Raw genomic sequence first — 18,012 nt, 5'->3', positions numbered from 1 at the left:
GATTCACAGCCTCTGAGGTGCGGAGCAGGCGATGCGAAAGCATCGCATGCGGAGCCTCGAAGGATGAACGGCCACGCTGCCAGCCGGGCCGTCGCCCTTCGAGGGCCGCTGAAGGAGCGGCCACCTCAGGGTGATGGTGATAGGGCAAGGTTCTCTGCGCCGATCTCATCGGTCAGCCAGCACCTCACCGCATGCCCATCGGCCCGAGTCTCCAGCACGGGCCCGGGCTCGCTCCGGCACACCGCCTCCGCATAACGGCATCTTGGGCTGAAGGCGCATCCGTTCGGCGGATTGAGCGGGTTGGGAAGGTCGCCGCCGGTGGTCGCCAGCGGGGCGTGGCGCAAGGGATCCGGGATGGCGGCGATCAGGGCCTGCGTATAGGGGTGCGCCGGCCGTTCGAAGATCTCGCGCCAGGGGCCGTTCTCGACGATGCGGCCGAGATACATCACGGCGACGCGGTCGCTCATATGCTCGACGACGCCGAGATCGTGGCTGATCATGATGTAGGACAGGCCGAGCGTGTCCTTCAGTTCCAGCAGCAGGTTGATGATCTGGGCGCGGATCGAGACGTCGAGCGCCGAGACCGGCTCGTCGCAGATGACGATTTTGGGGTTGAGGATCAGGGCGCGGGCAATGCCGATGCGCTGGCGCTGGCCACCGGAGAATTCATGCGGGTAGCGACCCGCCTGCTCCGGCCGGAGGCCGACATGCCGCAGCATGGTCGCGACGCGGTCCTCGATCTCGCTTTTCGCGGTGACGCCGTGCACCCGCAGGGGATCCTCTAACGTGCGACGCACGGTCTGGCGCGGATTGAGCGAGGCGTAAGGGTCCTGAAACACCATCTGCACGGTGCGGGCCAACGCCTTCCGATCGCCGGATTGCCTGCTCCTCACGACCTGCCCGTCCAGCACGATGCGGCCGCGCGTCGGTGTCAGCAGGCCAAGGATCGACAATGCGACCGTCGACTTGCCGGAGCCGGACTCGCCGACGAGGCCGAGGCATTCGCCGCGCTTCAGCTTGAGATCGACACCATCCACGGCACGCAGCATCCGCTTCCCGCGGCCCAGCAGGCCGCCACCGAGCGGAAAGTGAACCGCGAGATCCCTAACGCTGAGGATGAGGTCATCGTCCGGCCTCCGCTCACCCAGCATGTCTTGCGGCTCATGCATGGTGATGACACCTGACCAGACCGCCGGCGTCCAGCCAATCCGTCTCCGGCACGACTGTCCGGCAAATATCGGTCGCCTGCGCGCAACGCGGATTGAACCTGCAGCCATCAGGGAAGTTCGTGATCGCCGGGACGACGCCTGCGATCTCCTTGAGCCTGGTGCGGCCGAGTGCAGCGCGGCTGCCGAGCCTCGGCAGCGAGGCGACCAGGCCTTGCGTATAGGGGTGCGAGGGCGCTCGAAAAATATCGGTTGAGCCGCGCTCCTCGACGATGCGGCCGGCATACATCACGGCAACGCGGCGGCAGACGTTTGCGACCAGGCCGAGATCGTGGCTGATCATCAGGATGGCCGTTCCACGCTCGGCGCACAAATTCCGCATCAGCTCGATGATCTCGGCCTGCACGGTCACGTCGAGCGCCGTGGTCGGCTCGTCGGCGATCAGGAGATCCGGACCGCAGGCGAGCGCAATCGCGATCATCACGCGCTGTCGCATGCCGCCGGAGAGCTGGTGCGGGTAATCGTGGACGCGGCGCTCGGGCGCGGGGACGCGGACGCTCGCCAGCGCCTCGACCGCCAACCGGCTCGCTTCCCGCCAGCTCTTGCCCTTGTGCAGCACGAACATCTCGGCGATCTGCCGGCCCACAGGCGAGACCGGGTTCAGCGCCGTCATCGGCTCCTGGAAGATCATGGCGATCCGGTTGCCGCGCAGCTCCCGCTGTTTGGCCGCCGAAAGGTGCTGGATCTCCTGTCCCTCGAACCGGATGACGCCGCCGCCGATCGAGAGCGGCGGTCGCAACAGCCCGATCAAGGCGAGCGCCGTGATGCTCTTGCCGCAACCGGATTCGCCGACGAGGCCGAACGTCTCGCCGCGGTCGATGCGGAACGAAACGCCCTCGGCCGCCGCGACGCGCCTCGATCCGTCGTCGAGATCGATGCCCAAATCCTCGACTTCGATCAGCGGCGCGCCGGTCATGTCCGCCGGCTCCGCGATTGGGGATCGAGAATGTCGCGCAGGCCGTCGCCGAGCAGGTTGAGGCCAAGCACCGTCAGGAAGATGGCAAGGCCCGGAAACACCGAGAGCCATGGCGCCGTCGTGATCTGCTCGCGGGCCTCCGACAGCATGCTGCCCCAGCTGGGAAACGGTGGACGGACGCCGAGGCCGAGGAACGACAATGCGGCTTCGGACAACACCGCGCTGCCCATGCCCAGCGTGCCGATGACGATGATGGGGCCCAGCATGTTCGGCAGCAGCTGCGTGGTCATGATACGCAAATCGCCGTAGCCGAGCACGGTCGCAGCCTGCACATAACCCTGGCTCCTCAGCGACAGCGCCGAGGCTCGCGCGATCCGGCACGTGAAGGACCAGTTGGTCAGCCCGAGCGCGATCAGCAGGCTGGTCAGGCCGGGGCCGAGCACCGCCATGATCGCCAGCGCGAAGATCAGCGAGGGGATCGCGAGCATGAGATTGGTCAGGGCGTTGACGACATCGTCCCACCAGCCGCCAAAATAGCCGGCGCTCAGCCCCAAGGCCACGCCGATGACGCTGTTGATCAGCTGCGAGATGATGCCGACAGTCAGCGAGACCCGCGCGCCGTACACGACGCGGGAATAGATGTCGCGGCCCTGGTCGTCGGTCCCGAACCACCAGGTCCAGCTCGGGGGCTCCTCCGCGTTCATCAAATTGGCGTCCATGACGGGATCGGTGTGCGCCAGCCAGGGCGCGAGCAAACCGACCAGGATCGCCAGCGCGAACAACACCCCACCGATGACGAGATTGGCGCGGAGCTTCATGCGTATCTGATCCTGGGATCGATCACGCCGTAGAGCACATCGATCAGCAGATTGATCGCGAGAAAGGCCAGCACCACCACGAGGATGGAGCCCTGGACCGCTGGAATGTCGCGCTGCAGGACACTGTCGACCAGCAATGAGCCGATGCCCGGCCACGAGAACAGCTTCTCGACCACGACCGCCTGCCCCATCAGCGCGCCGAATTGCAGGCCGACGGTGGTGAGAATGATGACGAGCGCGTTGCGCATGACATGCCACTTCACCACCCGCGTCTCGCTCATGCCCTTGGAGCGCGCGGTGCGGACGAAATCGGCGGTCATGATCTCGAGGACCGCGGCGCGCGTCGTCCGGGCAAACAGCGCCATCGGCGAGACGCCGAGGGTCACGGCCGGCAGCAATAGATATTTCAGTCCGCCGTCACCATAGCCGAAACTCGGCAGCCAGCCGAGCTTCAACGCGAACAGGTACATCAGAACAAGTCCGAGCCAGAATTTGGCGATGGAAAGGCCCGATACCGCGACGACCATGGCAAGCGTATCGACGATTCCGCCCGGTCGCAGCGCTGCGATGAAGCCAAGCGGCACACCGATCACGACCGAGAACGCCATGGCTGCAAAGATCAGTTGCAGCGTCGGCCAAGCCCGCTTGGCGATCATGGTCGTGACGGGCTCGCGGGTCCGGAACGAGGTGCCGAAATCACCGGTCGCGAGCTTGGCAATGTAGGCGCCGAAACGCACGTAAACGGGATCGTCGAGGCCGAGCTGCTTCTTCATGCGCAGCTCGACCTGCGGATCGCTGTCGTCGCTCATGGAGGAGACGATGCTGCCGGGAACGACGCTGAACAGCACGAAGACCAGCAGCACGACGGCAAGCACGGTCGGAATGGTCTGCAGCAGGCGACGGAACAGGAAGGAGAGCATCGGCACTTTTCCTCTCTCCCTCCATCGTTCGCTACGACGGAGGGAGCGCGAGAGCGCATGTCACTTCGCGGGCGAGGTCTCGTCGACCCAGAGGTCTTCGACGTTCTGATGGGTCAGCTCCGTCGCGTTCAGCTGAATCCCCTTGAGCCACGGCTGCACCGCCATGACCGCCTTGTTGTAGTTGAAGAACCAGACCGGAGCCTCCTCGTAGAGCAGCGCATTGGCCTTTTGCAGAAGCTGGGTGCGCTTTGCAGCGTCGTCGGCCTGCCCGGCCTCGTCGACGATCCTGTCGAACTCGGCGTTCTTGTAGGTCATGTAGTTGCAGGCCGGCTGCGGCGTCGACGAGTGGAAGCATTTGAGGGCCGCCAGCGGATCCGGGCCGCTCGCCTGGGAATAGATGAAGGCCTGGTAGTCGCCGCTGCGAACCACCTCCGCCAGCACCGCGGTCTCGACTTGCTTGACCTTCGCCTTGATGCCGACCTTGTCCAGCATCGGGATCACGGCCGAGACGATCGGCAAGCCCCAGCTCTCGTTCTGGCTGGTGGTCCATTCGAATTCGAAGCCGTTGGGATAGCCAGCGTCGTTGAGCAGCTGCTTGGCCTTGGCGGGATCGTAAGCGTACGGCTTCATCGCCTTATCGTAGGCGGGCGAGGTCAGCGGCAGCCAGCTGGTGGCGCGATAGGCCTTGCCCTTGACCAGCTTGTTGATGATCAGGTCGGTGTCGATCGCGTAGTTGATCGCCTGCCTGACGCGCTTGTCGGCAAACGGCTTGAATGAGGGATTCATCCCCATGTAGCGCGTGAAGACCTCGGCGACCTCAACGATGGTGCCCTTGAGATTGGCGTCGGATTGGTAGGCCACATATTGCGCGGGCCCGAGCACGGAGGTGTCGACCTCCTTGTTGCGGAAGGCGACGTCGCGCGCAGCGGCCTCGGCCATGATCGACACGACGATCTTGTCGGCATAGGGCTTGCCGGGCTTGTAGAACCGGTCCCACCGCTCCAGAACGATGCGCGATCCCGGCACATGCTCGACGAACTTGAAGGGCCCGAGACCGATCGGCTTCTGGATGAAGCTCTCCTTGGCGCCCTCGTCGGCGGGATAGATCGAGGTCAGCGCGGTGAAGAAGTAGAAGCCGGGATCGACGTTCTCGGTCAGCTTCATCTCCACGGTGAAGTCGTCGATCTTCTTCAGCCCGGAGATCTCCTTGGCCTGACCCTTCTCGACCGCGGCAGCGCCCTCGATCACGCGGACAAACCGCGCGCCTGGATAGGCCTTGGTGCCGTCCATGATGCGGGTGTAGGACCAGATGACGTCGTCGGCCGTCATCTTGCGGCCGTTGTGGAAATAGGCGTCGTCGCGCAGCTTGAAGGTGTGAACGAGGCCCCCGCCCGAGACAACATCCTCCTTGGCAAGCTCCAGGACCGGTTTGCCCTCAGCGGAATTCCAGATGTAGAGCGAGCGATGCAGGGCCTTGGCGTAGATCTCGTCCTGGGCGCGCTGCGTGGTGTGAATGTCCAGGCTGGTGAAACTCGAGCCATAGGGCGCCGTCATGCGGATGGTTCCGCCCTTGCGCGGCGTCTGGGCCTCAGCTGACCCGGCGAGCGCCAGTCCCAAGCCCGCGACGATCGCCATCATCCTGAACATCATGTGTCCCCCACCAACGCAGGTATTCCGATCAGAGATTTGATCATTCGTAGCCCGTCGAACGCAAGCTTCGTTTTTGGTGGAGACCAATGCCAGTTCCGAAAGGTGGCTCTTCGACGACGCCCTCGGGGCCGGTTGCATCCGCGCAGCAATGCAAGCTGCCGATTGACGCGGTGCGTCATCGAGTAACGGGAACAGTGAACATTTTCCGTGATCGACGCGACCAAGCTCAGGATCGTTATCTGAGCCCCAAGGATCGCGGAAAACAAGGATCGCGCAAAAAATGACCCGCCGAACGCTAGGTATCCTACTCGCCGGCAGTCTCGTCGCCGCGACAGCGGCGATGGCGATCCCCGTCACGCTGGACCCTGCCCGCGACGGCGCGACGAAAAACATTCAAATCAATTGGTCCCACACCAAGCGGTCGAACGGGTTTGTCGACGATACATGGTGGGCACTCAGGAGCCGTTGCGCCCCGGACTATCTTGGCGAGCGCCTGCTCTGCGGCACTATCGGGCTTCTGACACAAGCCACGAGCCGGACATTCGAGGCCAAAATGTCCGACGACATGGGCCTGCCGCTGGTCGACCGTTGGGCCCTGATGACCGCGAAGAATTCGCCCTTCATGAGGTCGGCTCACGTCGAGACGCCGCTCGGTCTTGCGGCCGTGCTCGGCTTCTATCGCGCTGCACTCGAAAATCGCGGCTGGACCGAGAACGACGGTGCGGTCGTCGAGCCAGACAGGGCCGTTGTCGCCTTCACGACGTCAGATGGTCCGGCGCTGCTCCGGCTCGTCCGTCAGGACAACACAACGATCGCCGACCTTGCGCTGCGCAAGCCGTTGGCCGCCACGGCCAAAATCCGGCCGTCACCGGGACAAGTGATGTTCTTGCTCGGCAACGAGACGGATGAAGCGGCCGACATCACCGTCAATGAGCGAACCATCAGACTGGCGGCTCACGCCGGAGAGAACCTGATGGATTCCGATGCCGTCGCGGACAAATTGCCTGATAGCCAGAAAATTGATCTGCCGCCGGGCAAGTACAAGGTCACCCTCAAGCTCAAAGGCACCGCGGCGCAGAAGCGGGAGTTCGAGGTCGCGGCCAACGAGACCTGGGGTCTGCTGGTTGGACCGGACGGTGCCCCGCTTCCGATGCGGCTGTATTGAGGGCGCGCTGGCGTCTTGGACCGTCATCCTGAGGTGCGAAGCATGCGATGCGAACGCAGCGCGTGCTGAGCCTCGAAGGATGAACGGCCGCGATACAGCCGGGCTGTCGCCCTTCGAGGCCTTCGCTACGCTCCGGCACCTCAGGGTGACGATGAAACAGCTGCGCCCGTTGCCCGGCATTGTCATTGTGAGCGCGGAGCGCGCTCCTCGCCACAAAGCCCTGTCAGTCCGTTAGCTCCGGCTGCCAGTCCCGCAGTTTTCGCGCAGCACCCGTAACGTCGGCGATCGTCCGAAACGTCCCCGCCTCCACCATCATCGCCCGTGCGAGCCGCACCGCGCGGGCCTCGCTGATGGCGCGCTTCTTCGCGTCCTCGATCAGCTCGAAATCGATGTTGTGGGCGAGACCGAAGATGCGGCGGATGGTTTTTGCGGCAGCGAAGCCGACGGTGTCGGCGAACAGGCGCTGCATATAGACCTGCCGCTCGGCCTCCAGGCGCGCCGCGCCCCGCTCGCCGGCGAAGAGTGAGACCGGATAGGCGTCGCCAGTGCCCTCCACCCGCCAGAGGTCGAGGAACTTTCGGGCGAACTCGTTCCAGACCTTTTCGACCGTCGCCAGCACCCAGGCCTCGAATGCGGCCCGCTCGCCCGGTGCACGCTCGTGCCCGGCGGAGGCGAAATAGGCCATCAAGAGGTTGGCGAGCACGGCGCCGACGTCGAACCCCATCGGACCATAGAACGCAAATTCCGGATCGATCACCCGCGTCTGGCGGTCCGTCACCATGATCGAGCCGGTGTGGAGGTCGCCATGGAGCAGCGCCTCGGGGCTTGCCATGAACTTCAGCTTCAGCCGGGAGATCGCAACATGCAGCTCCATGTCATCACGCAGGCTTGCAGCGAGCGCATCGAGATACGGCGCTGTCCAGCGGTTCTGTTCGGCGATGCGGTAGGGATCGGTGAAGATCAGATCCTCGGTGATCTTGCAGAGCGCATGGTTGCCGGCGAACGCGGCGATGCCCTCCTTCTTCTCGGCCGCGGACAGCGCGAGGTCGGAGGTGAAGAACAGCGTCCGCGCCATGAAGGTGGTGATGTCACCGACGAAGCCTGGATATTGCGTTCCCGCAACCAGCCCCTTGCGCATGATGATGTGGGGTTCGAGCAGCTCCATCACCGTCAGCGCCAGGGCCTCGTTGTGATGCAGCAAAGCCGGCACGAGGCCGGGCGCGAGCTGGGCCTGCCGGGACAGAGCCAGATATTCGTAATGGGCCCGCGACAGCGGCAGCGGCCAGCTTTCGCCGACGAGGCGCACATAAGGCAGCGCCTGCTTGACGGCGACGCCGCCGCTTGCGCCCTTCATGATGAAGACGAGATTGAGGTTGCCGTCGCCGACCTCGGTGATCTCCCAGGAGGCCGGCTCGCCGCCCAGGAGTGCGGCGATATCAGGAAGGCCTGCCAGATAATCCCGCAGCGCCGCTTCGTGCAGAATTCGATAGTCCCCTGCCCGGTCCCCGGTCATGACGATCCCACCCATGCTTGGCCTAGCCTGATCGTTACTCCCGCTTCTGGGAAGCTTGAGCGATCCTGGCCATTCTTTTGATCGGATCGTAATCGCAATCAAGGCGGTCCGCCACCTGTGTGTCGCCGGCGCACGCCAGGAGCAGTTGCACGCAAAGCTCTCCGTGTCGGGCGACCAGGCCGGGCCGCGCGGTCGCGAGTCCGCGATTTGCCGATTTTTGGAACACAAGCGGGCTGAGACAGTTTTGCGTTTCTGAGATTTTGAAGGAGTTAGCCAATGAGCCGCGGGATGCCCTCCATGACTGCCCTTCTGGCGATGCTGGCCATGGCTGGCTATCAGAATCGCGACAAGTTGGCTGAGCTGCTGAAAGGTGCGACCGGCGGCTCGTCCCCGGGCGGCCAGCAGCCGCCTGGAGGAGTGCTCGGCAATCTGGGCGGCATGCTCGGCGCCGGCGGGATCGGGGGTCTGCTCAATGGAGGCATTGGCGAGCTCCTGGAGCGGTTCAACCAGAACGGCCAGGGTGAGGTCGCCGATTCATGGGTCAAGCCTGGACCCAACAAGGAAATTTCGTCGCCTGAGCTGAGGAATGCCATCGGCCCCGACGTGCTGGAGAAGCTCGAACAGCAGACGGGGCTCTCGCAAGACGAGATCCTCACGAGGCTATCCCGGGAATTGCCCTCGGCGGTCGACAAGTACACGCCGGACGGACACCTGCCTGCGGCATAATCGCCGCCGCTTAACCTGGAAAGAGGTGTGGAAATGAGTGTTCTCTGGACAATCATCATCGGCTTCGTCGCCGGCGTGATCGCCAAGTTCATCATGCCTGGCGACAACGAGCCGTCCGGCTTCATCCTGACGACCATCCTCGGGATCATCGGCGCCTTCGTTGCGACTTACCTCGGGCAGGCGCTCGGCTGGTATCGTGCCGAAGAAGGCGCGGGACTGATCGGTGCGGTCGTGGGCGCGATCATCGTGCTGTTCGTCTACGGGCTCATCGCCGGCCGACAACGCCGAGCGATCTAGACCCCGCGCGGGAGCGGCTGATCGGGCGTGCGCGAACTCGCGCCGCACGAGCAGGCGGCGGCGCGCTCATGCCTGCCAGCGCCGGATCGTTACTCCCGCTCCAAAAAGCTGGAGCCGATCTCGGCCTTTCTTTTGATCGGATCGTAATCACAATAGACGCTGTCCGCCACCAGCGTGTAGCTGGCGCTGACCGTGTATTTGTCCAGCTTGGCCGAGTTCAGGCCGATCACCGAGGTGCTCTTGCCCCCGTTCCATTTGAACGGCGTCGAGCTCTTGGCCTGCTCGCAGGCCATCACGGCTTCGTTGAAGACATAGCCCTCGACGAACGCCTTCAGGGTGCGCACCTGCGCGGCCATCCGCCATTCGAAATAGCCGATGGCACCGATGCCGGCGACGATCAGCACCAGAAGTGCAATGACGATCCTCTGAAAAGCCATTCGTTCCCCCCAAACAATGTCGTCGGCAAAAACATCTAGAACGGCATTCCCATCAATTTCGACAGGCGCTCGATCGAGAGATAGCCGGCGTGATAGGCCGCGAGGCCGAGGCCGTAGATGATCGCCGAGATGATGGTGGTCCAGATCAGCTTGCGGCCCATCCGCGTCAGGATCGGCGCGCCGGGGTCGGTGCCGGGCGCACCGACGCCATCCTCGTGCTGGCTGCGCACGCCGAACGGCAGCGTCAGGAACAGCGCGACCCACCAGATGACGAAGTAGATTGCGATCGCGGTTGAGATCTGGATGGCCATGGTTCGGCCCTATGCCTGCTCGATCTCGACCAGCGCACCGGAGAAATCCTTCGGATGCAGGAACAGCACCGGCTTGCCATGGGCGCCGATCTTGGGCACGCCGTCGCCGAGCACCCGCGCGCCCTCCTTCACCAGCGTGTCGCGCGAGGCGATGATGTCGACGACCTCGTAGCAGACATGGTGGATGCCGCCGTCGGGGTTGCGCTCGACGAATTTTGCGATCGGCGAGGCCTCGCCGAGCGGCTCGATGAACTCGATCTTGGTGTTGGGCAGCGTCGCGAACACGGTGATGACGCCGTGCTCGGGCAGCGGTACGGCTTCCGAAATCTCAGCGCCGAACGCGGCGCCATAGATCCTGGCGGCCTTGACGGCGTCCTTGGTCGCGATCGCGACATGGTTGAGCCGGCCCAGCATGTGTCTTCTCCCCTAAGGCATGATCCGGACCCGAAGGGCCGCGTTAGCGCAAAGTGTGACGCGGTCTTCCGAAAAGATCATGCCCAAATTACACTGTCAGTACGTGTACCAGACAGGGGGGCTTTTTGCCCCAATGTTCGTTGATCACGGCCCGGACGGCGCGTCGCACCGACTCGCCCAATGCGTCGGGGTCGCGGCGGCGCACCTTCGGCAGGCCCTCGATGGTGGAGACCACGGCATCGAAGACGATGTCGTCAAAGGGCTCGCCTGCTCTGTTCTTCTCGGGAATGCCGACGAGATCGACCTCGGGATCGTCGGCCAGCTCGCCCTGCTCAGTCATGGCGATGGCGACGAAGGCACAGCCGGAAAACGCCATACGTCGCCGCTCGACCACGGCGCGGGACTTGGAGTCCTCCACGATCGTGCCGTCCTTGTAGAGGCGGCCGGAGGGCACTTCGCCGATGATGCCGGGATCGCCCGGGCCGAGCTTGATCAGGTCGCCGTTGCGGACGACCAGGACGCGGGGCACGCCGGCGGCGCGCGCCAGCTTGGCGTGCTCGTTCAGGTGCAGCGCCTCGCCGTGGACGGGGATCAGGAGCTGCGGCTTCACCCAGGCGATCATGTCGCGCAATTCGTCGCGGCGGGGATGGCCGGAGACGTGGACCAGATGATCGCGGTCGGTGATGATCTCGACGCCCTGCAGCACCAGATTGTTGATGATCGATCCGACCGCCTTCTCGTTGCCCGGGATGGTGCGCGAGGAGAAGATGACGCTGTCGCCGCGGTTGAGCGTGATCTCGGGATGGTCGTCATTGGCGATGCGCGCCAGCGCCGCGCGAGGCTCGCCCTGACTGCCGGTGCACAGCGCCAGCACCTTGTCCTGCGGCAGATGGCCGTAGACCTCGGGCGAGCGGAAATTCTGCACGCCGTCGAGATAGCCGCATTCGCGCGCGACCTGCACCACGCGCTCCATGGCGCGGCCGACCACGACGACCTCGCGGTCGGCAGCCTTGGCTGCGGCGGCCACAGCCTTGATGCGCGCGACGTTGGAGGCGAAGGTCGTCACGGCGACGCGACCCTTGGCGGCCTTCACCAGATCGATGATGGTCCGGGCGACCTCGGCTTCCGAGGGCGAGCGGCCGTCGCGCACCGCATTAGTGGAATCGCCGATCAGGGCGAGCACGCCCTCCTCGCCGAGTTCGCGCAGGCGCTTCTCGTCGGTCGGAGCTCCCAGGGTCGGGGTCGGGTCGATCTTCCAGTCGCCGGTGTGCAGCACCGTGCCGGCCGAGGTGTGGATCGCCAGCGCATGCGCTTCAGGAATGGAGTGCGCGACGGGGATGAACTCGACGTTGAACGGGCCGACGTCGATGCGCCCGCCCGACGGCACCACCGTGACCGGGATCTTCGGCGCGTTGCGCTCGGCGGCGCATTTGGCTTCGAACAGCGCCGCGCTGAACTGCGTGGCGTAGATCGGGCATTTCAGCTTCGGCCAGAGATCGATGATGGCGCCGAAATGATCCTCATGAGCGTGGGTCAGCACCAGGCCCATCAGGTTCTTGCGCTCCTTCTCCAGGAAGCTGATGTCGGGCATGATCAGGTCGATGCCCGGCAGGTGCTCCTCGTCGCCGAAGGAGACGCCGAGATCGACCGCCATCCAGGCGCGCTGCTGGCGGCTGCCGAGGCCGTAGATCGACAGGTTCATGCCGATCTCGCCGACGCCGCCCAGCGGCGCAAATACCAGTTCTTCGGGCTTCGCCATCACGCAGCTCCTACGGACGCGGCCGAACCGAAGAACACCTCGCCCGCGGCCACCGGCACGCGGCGGCCCTCCGCGGTGCGGACGATCAGGCAGCCGGTGTCGTCGATCGTGTCAAAAATGCCTTCCAGCGTCATCGCTCCCGTGTGGATTGCGACCCGCTCGCCGAGCCCCGCGGCGCGCTCCAGCCACAGCTTGCGGATCTCGGCAAAGCCGCTTCCATTGTCCCAGATGCCGCGGAACTCGACCCAGGCGTCGGAGAGCGCCGAGAACAGCTCCTCCGCACTGATCTGCACCCCGAGCGCGGCCAGCGACACCGCGGGCGTCGGCGTGCCCTCGGGCGCTGCCACGACATTGGTGCCGATGCCGACGACGACGGCGAGGCGGTCGCCGATGGCTTCGGCTTCGAGCCCAATGCCGACGAGCTTCTTGCCACCGGCCAAAACGTCATTCGGCCATTTCAGGGCGTAGCGCGGACGATCAGGGCCGAGGCGGAGTGCGGCCTCCAGGCTGACCTTCTCCAGCGCGGCCTCCTCGGCCAGTCCCGCGGCAAAACCGAGGGTGGCGGCGACGGCGGGAGCAACGTCCATGACCTCGAGGATGCTGGCGGCGAGATTGCCGCGCGGCGCGATCCAGGCGCGCTGACGACGGCCGCGGCCCGCAGTCTGCTCCGACGTGACGAACCACATCGGACCGCTTTCGCCGCGCCTCGCGTGCTCGATCGCCTCGGTATTGGTCGAGCCGGTCCGTTCGAACGCCGCGAGCCTGTAGCCCGCGGATGATGCGCGAGGACCGAGCGCGAAACCCATCCTAGAACAGCGACTTTGCCGCGGCGGAGGCGACGCTCACCACGGGACCCGCGAACAACGCGAACAGGATGTTGAACAGGCCAAACACCGCCAGCACCGTCTTCACCTCGACGCGCACCGGATCGACCTGGCCGGCCGGCTCGTCGAAATACATCGTCTTGACGATAGCGAGATAGTAGTAGGCGCCGACCACGCTTGTCAGCACGCCGACGACGGCGAGCGTGAACAGGTTCGCCTTGATGGCGGCGACGAAGACGTACCATTTGGCGAAGAAACCGGCGAGCGGCGGGATGCCCGCGAGCGAGAACAGCAGCATCGCGAACATGAAGGCGAGCAGCGGATTGGTGCGCGACAGGCCGGCGAAATCGCTGATCTGCTCGACCGCCTGGCCGTTGCGGCGCATGGCGAGGATGATCGAGAACGAGCCCAGCGTCATCGCGACATAGATCACGATGTACATCAGGACGCCCTGCGCGCCTTCGACCGTGCCGGAGGCAAGGCCGACCAGCGCGAAGCCCATGTGGCCGATCGAGGAATAGGCCATCAGGCGCTTGATGTTGCTCTGGCCGATCGCGGCGAAGGAGCCCAGCGCCATCGAGGCGATCGCCACGAACACCAGGATCTGCTGCCACTGCGAGACGATGCCCGGGAACGCGGTGAGCGTGACGCGGGTGAACACGGCAAGCGCAGCGACCTTCGGCGCCGAAGCGAAGAAGGCGGTGACCGGGGTCGGCGCGCCCTCGTAGACATCAGGCGTCCACATGTGGAACGGCACGGCCGAGACCTTGAAGCAGAGGCCGACGAGCAGGAAGACGAGGCCGAACACCAGGCCGACATTCGAGACCGTCGCGGCCGCCGCGATACCGGTGAAGCTGACCGTGCCGGTGAAGCCGTAGATCAGCGAGGCGCCGTAGAGCAGCATGCCCGAGGACAGCGCGCCGAGCACGAAGTACTTCAGGCCGGCTTCGGTCGACTTGGCGTTGTCGCGGTTCGAGGCCGCCACGACGTAGAGTGCCAGCGACATCAATTCGAGGCCGAGATAGAGCGAGATCAAGTCGCCAGCCGAGATCAGCACCATCATGCCCAGCGTCGAGAGCAGCACCAGGATGGCGTATTCGAAGATGCGGCGCGACGGGTCGGACAGGAACTCGGTCGACAGCACCAGCGTCACTGCCGAGCCGATCAGGGCCAGGATCTTCATGAAGCGGGCGAAATCGTCGACGATGAAGCTGCCGCCGAAGGTCACCTGCTTGCCCGCAGGCAGCATGTATTCGAGCACGCCGACCACGACCAGGAGCACGACCGCCAGCGAGGTGACGGCACCGGTCGTCCCCTGCCCGCGATAGGCGCCCAGCATCAGCAGAGCCATGGCGCCGACCGCGAGCACGATCTCGGGCAGCACCGGCGCCAGTTGATAACCTGCAGTCTCAAAGCTCATGGCGATATCCTGACCTGCCCGATCACTGGAGCAGTGCGGCGGCCTTCACGGCCGTCACAGCGGTGTTGTAGTTGTTGACGAGTTGCTGGACCGAGGCGGCCGACATGTCGAGCACCGGCTTCGGATAGACGCCGAACAGGATCGTCAGCGCGATCATCGGGAACAGCGTCAGGCACTCCCGGAAGGTGAGATCCTTCATGCTCGCGAGCGACGGCTTGACCAGCGCCCCGAACACGACCTTGCGGTAAAGCCAGAGCGCGTAGCACGCCGACAGGATCACGCCGAAGGTGGCGAAGAACGCGGTCGGGATCGAGACCTTGAAGGTGCCGAGCAGCGTCATGAACTCGCCGACGAAGCCTGATGTGCCGGGCAGACCGACATTTGCCATGGTGAAGATCATGAAGGTCAGCGCGTAGAGCGGCATCCGGTTGACGAGGCCGCCATAGGCCGCGATCTCGCGGGTGTGCAGGCGGTCGTAGACGACGCCGACGCAGAGGAACAGCGCGCCGGAGACGATGCCGTGCGAGATCATCTGGAACACGCCGCCGGCGACGCCCTGCATGGTGCCGGCGAAAATGCCCATGGTGACGAAGCCCATATGCGCAACTGAAGAGTACGCGATCAGCTTCTTCATGTCCTCCTGCATCAAGGCCACCAGCGAGGTGTAGATGATGGCGATGGCCGAGAGCGTGAAGATCAGCGGCGCGAAGTCGTGCGAGGCCAGCGGGAACATCGGCAGCGAGAAGCGCAGGAAGCCGTAGCCGCCCATCTTCAGCAGGATCGCGGCGAGGACCACGGAGCCGGCCGTCGGCGCCTCGACATGCGCGTCGGGAAGCCAGGTGTGCACCGGCCACATCGGCATCTTCACCGCGAACGAGGCGAAGAAGGCCAGCCAGGCCCAGGTCTGCAGCGAGCGCGGCACAGCGGTGTGCATCAGGGTCGGAATGTCGGTGGTGCCGCCATTCCAGTACAGCGCCATGATGGCGAGCAGCATCAGGACCGAGCCGAGCAGCGTGTAAAGGAAGAACTTGAACGATGCGTAGACCCGGCGCGGACCGCCCCAGACGCCGATGATCAGGAACATCGGGATCAGGCCGCCTTCGAAGAACAGGTAGAACAGCACGAGATCGAGCGCCGAGAAGGTGCCGATCATCAGCGTTTCCAGGATCAGGAACGCCATCATGTATTCGCGGACGCGGTTGGTGATCGCCTTCCAGCTCGCGATGATGCAGAACGGCATCACGGCGGTGGTGAGGATCACCAGCGGCAGCGAAATGCCGTCGACGCCCATGTGGTAGGTGATGCCGGTGGCGAGCCAGTTCGCCTTTTCGACGAACTGGAAGTCGGGATTCGACGGGTCGAACCGCATGACCAGGATCACCGACACCGCGAAGGTGATCAGCGTGGTCCAGAGCGCGATCCAGCGCGAATTGCGCTTGGCCGCCTCGTCATCGCCGCGGCTGAGATAGACGATCAGCGCGCCGACCACCGGCAGGAACGTCGTGACCGATAGGATGGGCCAGGTTGTCATTTACTGGCCTCCAAAGCCGAACATGAACCAGGTGATCAGGCCGGCGGCGCCGATCAGCATGGCGAATGCGTAGTGATAGAGATAGCCGGTCTGGATCTTCACGACGTTGCGGGTGACGTCCAGGACACGGGCCGAGACGCCGTCGGGACCGAGGCCGTCGATGATGAAGCCGTCGCCCTTCTTCCAGAGCTGATAGCCGATCCACTTCGCCGGACGGACGAAGATGATGTCGTAGAGCTCGTCGAAGTACCATTTGTTGAGCAGGAACTGGTACAGCATCGGCTGCGTCTTCGCGAGCTCGACCGGCAGATAGGGCCGTCGGATGTAGAACAAATACGACACCAGGAAGCCCAGCACCATCATCACCGTCGGCAGGAAGGCGATGGTCTCGGGGATGTGGTGCATCTCCTCGATGATGTGCGGATTCATCTTCACGGATTCGCGGAAGAACTCCTCGATGCCGTGACCGGCGAACAGCTCCTTGAACGGGAAGCCGGCGACGATGGAGCCGACGGCGAGCACGCCGATCGGGATCAGCATCCAGATCGGAGCCTCGTGCGCGGCCTCGTAGTGATGCTCGTCATGCGGCTCGCCGTGGAAGGTCTTGAAGATCAGGCGCCAGGAGTAGAACGAGGTCAGGCCGGCGGCGACGATCGTCATCAGGAAGCCGTACACCGCGAACGGATTGTGCGAGGCGTACGCGGACTCGATGATCGCGTCCTTGGAGAAATAGCCGGCGGTGAGCGGGAATCCGGTCAGCGCGAGCGTGCCGACCACCATCACCGCATAGGTGTAGGGGATCTTCTTCCAGAGCCCGCCCATGTTGCGGATGTCCTGCTCGTGGTGCATCGCGTAGATCACCGAGCCGGAGCCCAAGAACAGCAGCGCCTTGAAGAAGGCGTGCGTGAACAGATGGAACATGCCGACCGAATAGGCCCCTGCCCCCATCGCCACGAACATATAGCCGAGCTGCGAACAGGTCGAATAGGCGACGATGCGCTTGATGTCGTTCTGGACGAGGCCGATGGTCGCGGCGAAGAACGCGGTGGTCGCGCCAAAGAACATCACGACGGCCTGCGCATTCGGGGCGAGCTCGAATAGCGGCGACAGGCGCGCCACCATGAAGACGCCCGCGGTGACCATGGTCGCGGCGTGGATCAGCGCCGACACCGGGGTCGGGCCTTCCATCGCGTCCGGCAACCAGGTGTGCAGCAGGAACTGCGCCGACTTGCCCATCGCGCCCATGAACAGGAGGAGACAGGTCAGGGTCAGCGCATCGGCATGCCAGCCGAGGAAGTTGATGGTCTTGCCGGTGAGGCCGGGCGCGGCATGGAAGATGGTCTCGAAATCGGTCGAGCTGGTCAGCATGAAGATCGCGAAGATGCCGAGCGCGAAACCAAAGTCGCCGACGCGGTTGACGACGAAGGCCTTGATGGCGGCCGCGTTCGCCGACGGCTTCTGGTACCAGAAGCCGATCAGCAGATAGCTCGCCAGACCCACGCCTTCCCAACCGAAGAACAGCTGCACGAGGTTGTCCGCCGTCACCAGCATCAGCATGGCGAAGGTGAACAGCGAGAGATAGCCGAAGAAGCGCGGCCGGTACGGATCCTCGTCCATGTAGCCGATGGAATAGAGGTGCACGAGCGAGGACACGGTCGTCACCACCACCAGCATCACGGCAGTGAGCGTGTCGACGCGAAGCGTCCACCAGACCTGGAGGTCGCCGGAAAAGATGAAAGGCAGCAGCTGGATGCGGGCGTCATGGTGCATGAAGCCGACGTCGACCAGCGTCATCCAGGACAATGCCGCCGATACGAACAGCAGACCCGTCGTGATCAGCTCGGCGCCGCGCGAGCCCGCCGCCGGCGGCTCGACCGGGCCGTGGCCGTGGTCGTCATGGGCGTGATCGTCGTGGCCATGGTCGTCATGGGCGGCCGCGGCATGGGCATCGCCATGACCGTGATCGCCGTGATGCTCGACCTCGTCACCCGAGGGGTTGCGGGCATGCGCGCCGGCCAGGGCGATGAGCCCGGCCAGAATGGCGCCCAGCAGAGGCAGGAATACGATTGCCTGAACCATGACTGA

The 18,012-nt window shown here is 64.5% G+C and carries 17 protein-coding genes; 3 read left to right on the top strand and 14 right to left on the bottom strand.

The features are described 5' to 3' along the window. Window positions 1-125: 125 nt before the first annotated feature. Genes AABA84_RS13655 through AABA84_RS13635 form a run of 5 tightly spaced genes read right to left on the bottom strand, consistent with a single transcriptional unit; the run spans window position 126 to window position 5,530 of the window. Window positions 126-1,169, bottom strand: coding sequence for an ABC transporter ATP-binding protein (locus AABA84_RS13655; protein WP_338312281.1), 1,044 nt, complete (start codon window positions 1,167-1,169; stop codon window positions 126-128). Then, window positions 1,162-2,142 carry an ABC transporter ATP-binding protein gene (locus tag AABA84_RS13650; RefSeq protein ID WP_338312280.1) on the bottom strand — a complete coding sequence of 327 codons (981 nt, stop codon included), beginning with the start codon at window positions 2,140-2,142 and terminating at the stop codon, window positions 1,162-1,164. The genes AABA84_RS13655 and AABA84_RS13650 overlap by 8 nt, the downstream gene beginning before the upstream one ends. Then, window positions 2,139-2,960: an ABC transporter permease gene (locus AABA84_RS13645; protein WP_091967151.1), complete on the bottom strand. Its 822-nt coding sequence runs from the start codon at window positions 2,958-2,960 to the stop codon at window positions 2,139-2,141. Before AABA84_RS13645 ends, AABA84_RS13650 begins: the two co-directional genes overlap by 4 nt. After that, window positions 2,957-3,880, bottom strand: a complete 924-nt coding sequence (locus AABA84_RS13640) for an ABC transporter permease (protein ID WP_018320166.1) — start codon at window positions 3,878-3,880, stop codon at window positions 2,957-2,959. The genes AABA84_RS13645 and AABA84_RS13640 overlap by 4 nt, the downstream gene beginning before the upstream one ends. A gap of 60 nt (window positions 3,881-3,940) precedes the next feature. Further along, on the bottom strand, window positions 3,941-5,530 hold the full coding sequence (locus AABA84_RS13635; protein WP_212250868.1) for an ABC transporter substrate-binding protein: 1,590 nt from the start codon (window positions 5,528-5,530) through the stop codon (window positions 3,941-3,943). 280 nt (window positions 5,531-5,810) lie between these two features. Here AABA84_RS13635 and AABA84_RS13630 point away from each other — a divergent pair, with 280 nt between their 5' ends. Continuing rightward, window positions 5,811-6,695, top strand: coding sequence for a hypothetical protein (locus AABA84_RS13630; RefSeq protein WP_338312279.1), 885 nt, complete (start codon window positions 5,811-5,813; stop codon window positions 6,693-6,695). 223 nt (window positions 6,696-6,918) lie between these two features. On the opposite strand, the gene mtnK is transcribed toward AABA84_RS13630, so the two are convergent. Beyond that, window positions 6,919-8,208, bottom strand: coding sequence for an S-methyl-5-thioribose kinase (gene mtnK, locus AABA84_RS13625; protein WP_338312278.1), 1,290 nt, complete (start codon window positions 8,206-8,208; stop codon window positions 6,919-6,921). 276 nt (window positions 8,209-8,484) lie between these two features. Here mtnK and AABA84_RS13620 point away from each other — a divergent pair, with 276 nt between their 5' ends. Both AABA84_RS13620 and AABA84_RS13615 read left to right on the top strand, forming a co-directional pair. After that, window positions 8,485-8,934 carry a YidB family protein gene (locus tag AABA84_RS13620; protein ID WP_212250862.1) on the top strand — a complete coding sequence of 150 codons (450 nt, stop codon included), beginning with the start codon at window positions 8,485-8,487 and terminating at the stop codon, window positions 8,932-8,934. A gap of 33 nt (window positions 8,935-8,967) precedes the next feature. Next, window positions 8,968-9,231, top strand: a complete 264-nt coding sequence (locus AABA84_RS13615) for a GlsB/YeaQ/YmgE family stress response membrane protein (protein ID WP_212250860.1) — start codon at window positions 8,968-8,970, stop codon at window positions 9,229-9,231. Between the two features lie 89 nt (window positions 9,232-9,320). On the opposite strand, the gene AABA84_RS13610 is transcribed toward AABA84_RS13615, so the two are convergent. The 8 genes from AABA84_RS13610 to nuoL all read right to left on the bottom strand — a co-directional run bounded on the left by AABA84_RS13610 (window position 9,321) and on the right by nuoL (window position 18,006). Next, a complete protein-coding gene (locus tag AABA84_RS13610; RefSeq protein WP_212250858.1) occupies window positions 9,321-9,668 on the bottom strand; it encodes a hypothetical protein in 348 nt (115 codons plus the stop codon). Window positions 9,669-9,703: 35 nt separating this feature from the next. Next, the gene (locus AABA84_RS13605; RefSeq protein WP_028141469.1) at window positions 9,704-9,979 is read right to left on the bottom strand and encodes a DUF1467 family protein; all 276 of its coding nucleotides are present in this window, start codon (window positions 9,977-9,979) and stop codon (window positions 9,704-9,706) included. Window positions 9,980-9,988: 9 nt separating this feature from the next. Beyond that, window positions 9,989-10,393 carry a methylmalonyl-CoA epimerase gene (gene mce / locus AABA84_RS13600; RefSeq protein ID WP_212089931.1) on the bottom strand — a complete coding sequence of 135 codons (405 nt, stop codon included), beginning with the start codon at window positions 10,391-10,393 and terminating at the stop codon, window positions 9,989-9,991. An 88-nt stretch (window positions 10,394-10,481) separates the two neighbouring features. Further along, entirely contained in the window at window positions 10,482-12,152 is a 1,671-nt protein-coding gene (locus AABA84_RS13595; protein WP_338312277.1) for a ribonuclease J, read from the bottom strand. Continuing rightward, complete coding sequence (locus AABA84_RS13590) at window positions 12,152-12,958, bottom strand: biotin--[acetyl-CoA-carboxylase] ligase (protein WP_338312276.1); 807 nt, start codon at window positions 12,956-12,958, stop codon at window positions 12,152-12,154. Before AABA84_RS13590 ends, AABA84_RS13595 begins: the two co-directional genes overlap by 1 nt. A gap of 1 nt (window position 12,959) precedes the next feature. After that, window positions 12,960-14,396 carry an NADH-quinone oxidoreductase subunit NuoN gene (gene nuoN / locus AABA84_RS13585; RefSeq protein ID WP_212250852.1) on the bottom strand — a complete coding sequence of 479 codons (1,437 nt, stop codon included), beginning with the start codon at window positions 14,394-14,396 and terminating at the stop codon, window positions 12,960-12,962. A 22-nt stretch (window positions 14,397-14,418) separates the two neighbouring features. After that, entirely contained in the window at window positions 14,419-15,927 is a 1,509-nt protein-coding gene (locus AABA84_RS13580; RefSeq protein WP_212250850.1) for an NADH-quinone oxidoreductase subunit M, read from the bottom strand. After that, window positions 15,928-18,006, bottom strand: coding sequence for an NADH-quinone oxidoreductase subunit L (nuoL, locus tag AABA84_RS13575; protein ID WP_338307937.1), 2,079 nt, complete (start codon window positions 18,004-18,006; stop codon window positions 15,928-15,930). Window positions 18,007-18,012 lie beyond the last annotated feature (6 nt).

Origin of the sequence: Bradyrhizobium sp. TM239 (assembly GCF_036247985.1) — a bacterium.
In the GTDB taxonomy this organism is placed as follows: domain Bacteria; phylum Pseudomonadota; class Alphaproteobacteria; order Rhizobiales; family Xanthobacteraceae; genus Bradyrhizobium; species Bradyrhizobium ottawaense.
Note: the sequence above shows the minus strand (reverse complement) of the source record. Positions and strands in the feature narration are given on the sequence as shown.

Coding starts and splice junctions, on each gene's coding strand:
- AABA84_RS13655 (WP_338312281.1), bottom strand. CDS start 1,169: ATGCATGAGCCGCAAGACATGCTGGGTGAGCGGAGGCCGGACGATGAC.
- AABA84_RS13650 (WP_338312280.1), bottom strand. CDS start 2,142: ATGACCGGCGCGCCGCTGATCGAAGTCGAGGATTTGGGCATCGATCTC.
- AABA84_RS13645 (WP_091967151.1), bottom strand. CDS start 2,960: ATGAAGCTCCGCGCCAATCTCGTCATCGGTGGGGTGTTGTTCGCGCTG.
- AABA84_RS13640 (WP_018320166.1), bottom strand. CDS start 3,880: ATGCTCTCCTTCCTGTTCCGTCGCCTGCTGCAGACCATTCCGACCGTG.
- AABA84_RS13635 (WP_212250868.1), bottom strand. CDS start 5,530: ATGATGTTCAGGATGATGGCGATCGTCGCGGGCTTGGGACTGGCGCTC.
- AABA84_RS13630 (WP_338312279.1), top strand. CDS start 5,811: ATGACCCGCCGAACGCTAGGTATCCTACTCGCCGGCAGTCTCGTCGCC.
- mtnK (WP_338312278.1), bottom strand. CDS start 8,208: ATGACCGGGGACCGGGCAGGGGACTATCGAATTCTGCACGAAGCGGCG.
- AABA84_RS13620 (WP_212250862.1), top strand. CDS start 8,485: ATGAGCCGCGGGATGCCCTCCATGACTGCCCTTCTGGCGATGCTGGCC.
- AABA84_RS13615 (WP_212250860.1), top strand. CDS start 8,968: ATGAGTGTTCTCTGGACAATCATCATCGGCTTCGTCGCCGGCGTGATC.
- AABA84_RS13610 (WP_212250858.1), bottom strand. CDS start 9,668: ATGGCTTTTCAGAGGATCGTCATTGCACTTCTGGTGCTGATCGTCGCC.
- AABA84_RS13605 (WP_028141469.1), bottom strand. CDS start 9,979: ATGGCCATCCAGATCTCAACCGCGATCGCAATCTACTTCGTCATCTGG.
- mce (WP_212089931.1), bottom strand. CDS start 10,393: ATGCTGGGCCGGCTCAACCATGTCGCGATCGCGACCAAGGACGCCGTC.
- AABA84_RS13595 (WP_338312277.1), bottom strand. CDS start 12,152: ATGGCGAAGCCCGAAGAACTGGTATTTGCGCCGCTGGGCGGCGTCGGC.
- AABA84_RS13590 (WP_338312276.1), bottom strand. CDS start 12,958: ATGGGTTTCGCGCTCGGTCCTCGCGCATCATCCGCGGGCTACAGGCTC.
- nuoN (WP_212250852.1), bottom strand. CDS start 14,396: ATGAGCTTTGAGACTGCAGGTTATCAACTGGCGCCGGTGCTGCCCGAG.
- AABA84_RS13580 (WP_212250850.1), bottom strand. CDS start 15,927: ATGACAACCTGGCCCATCCTATCGGTCACGACGTTCCTGCCGGTGGTC.
- nuoL (WP_338307937.1), bottom strand. CDS start 18,006: ATGGTTCAGGCAATCGTATTCCTGCCTCTGCTGGGCGCCATTCTGGCC.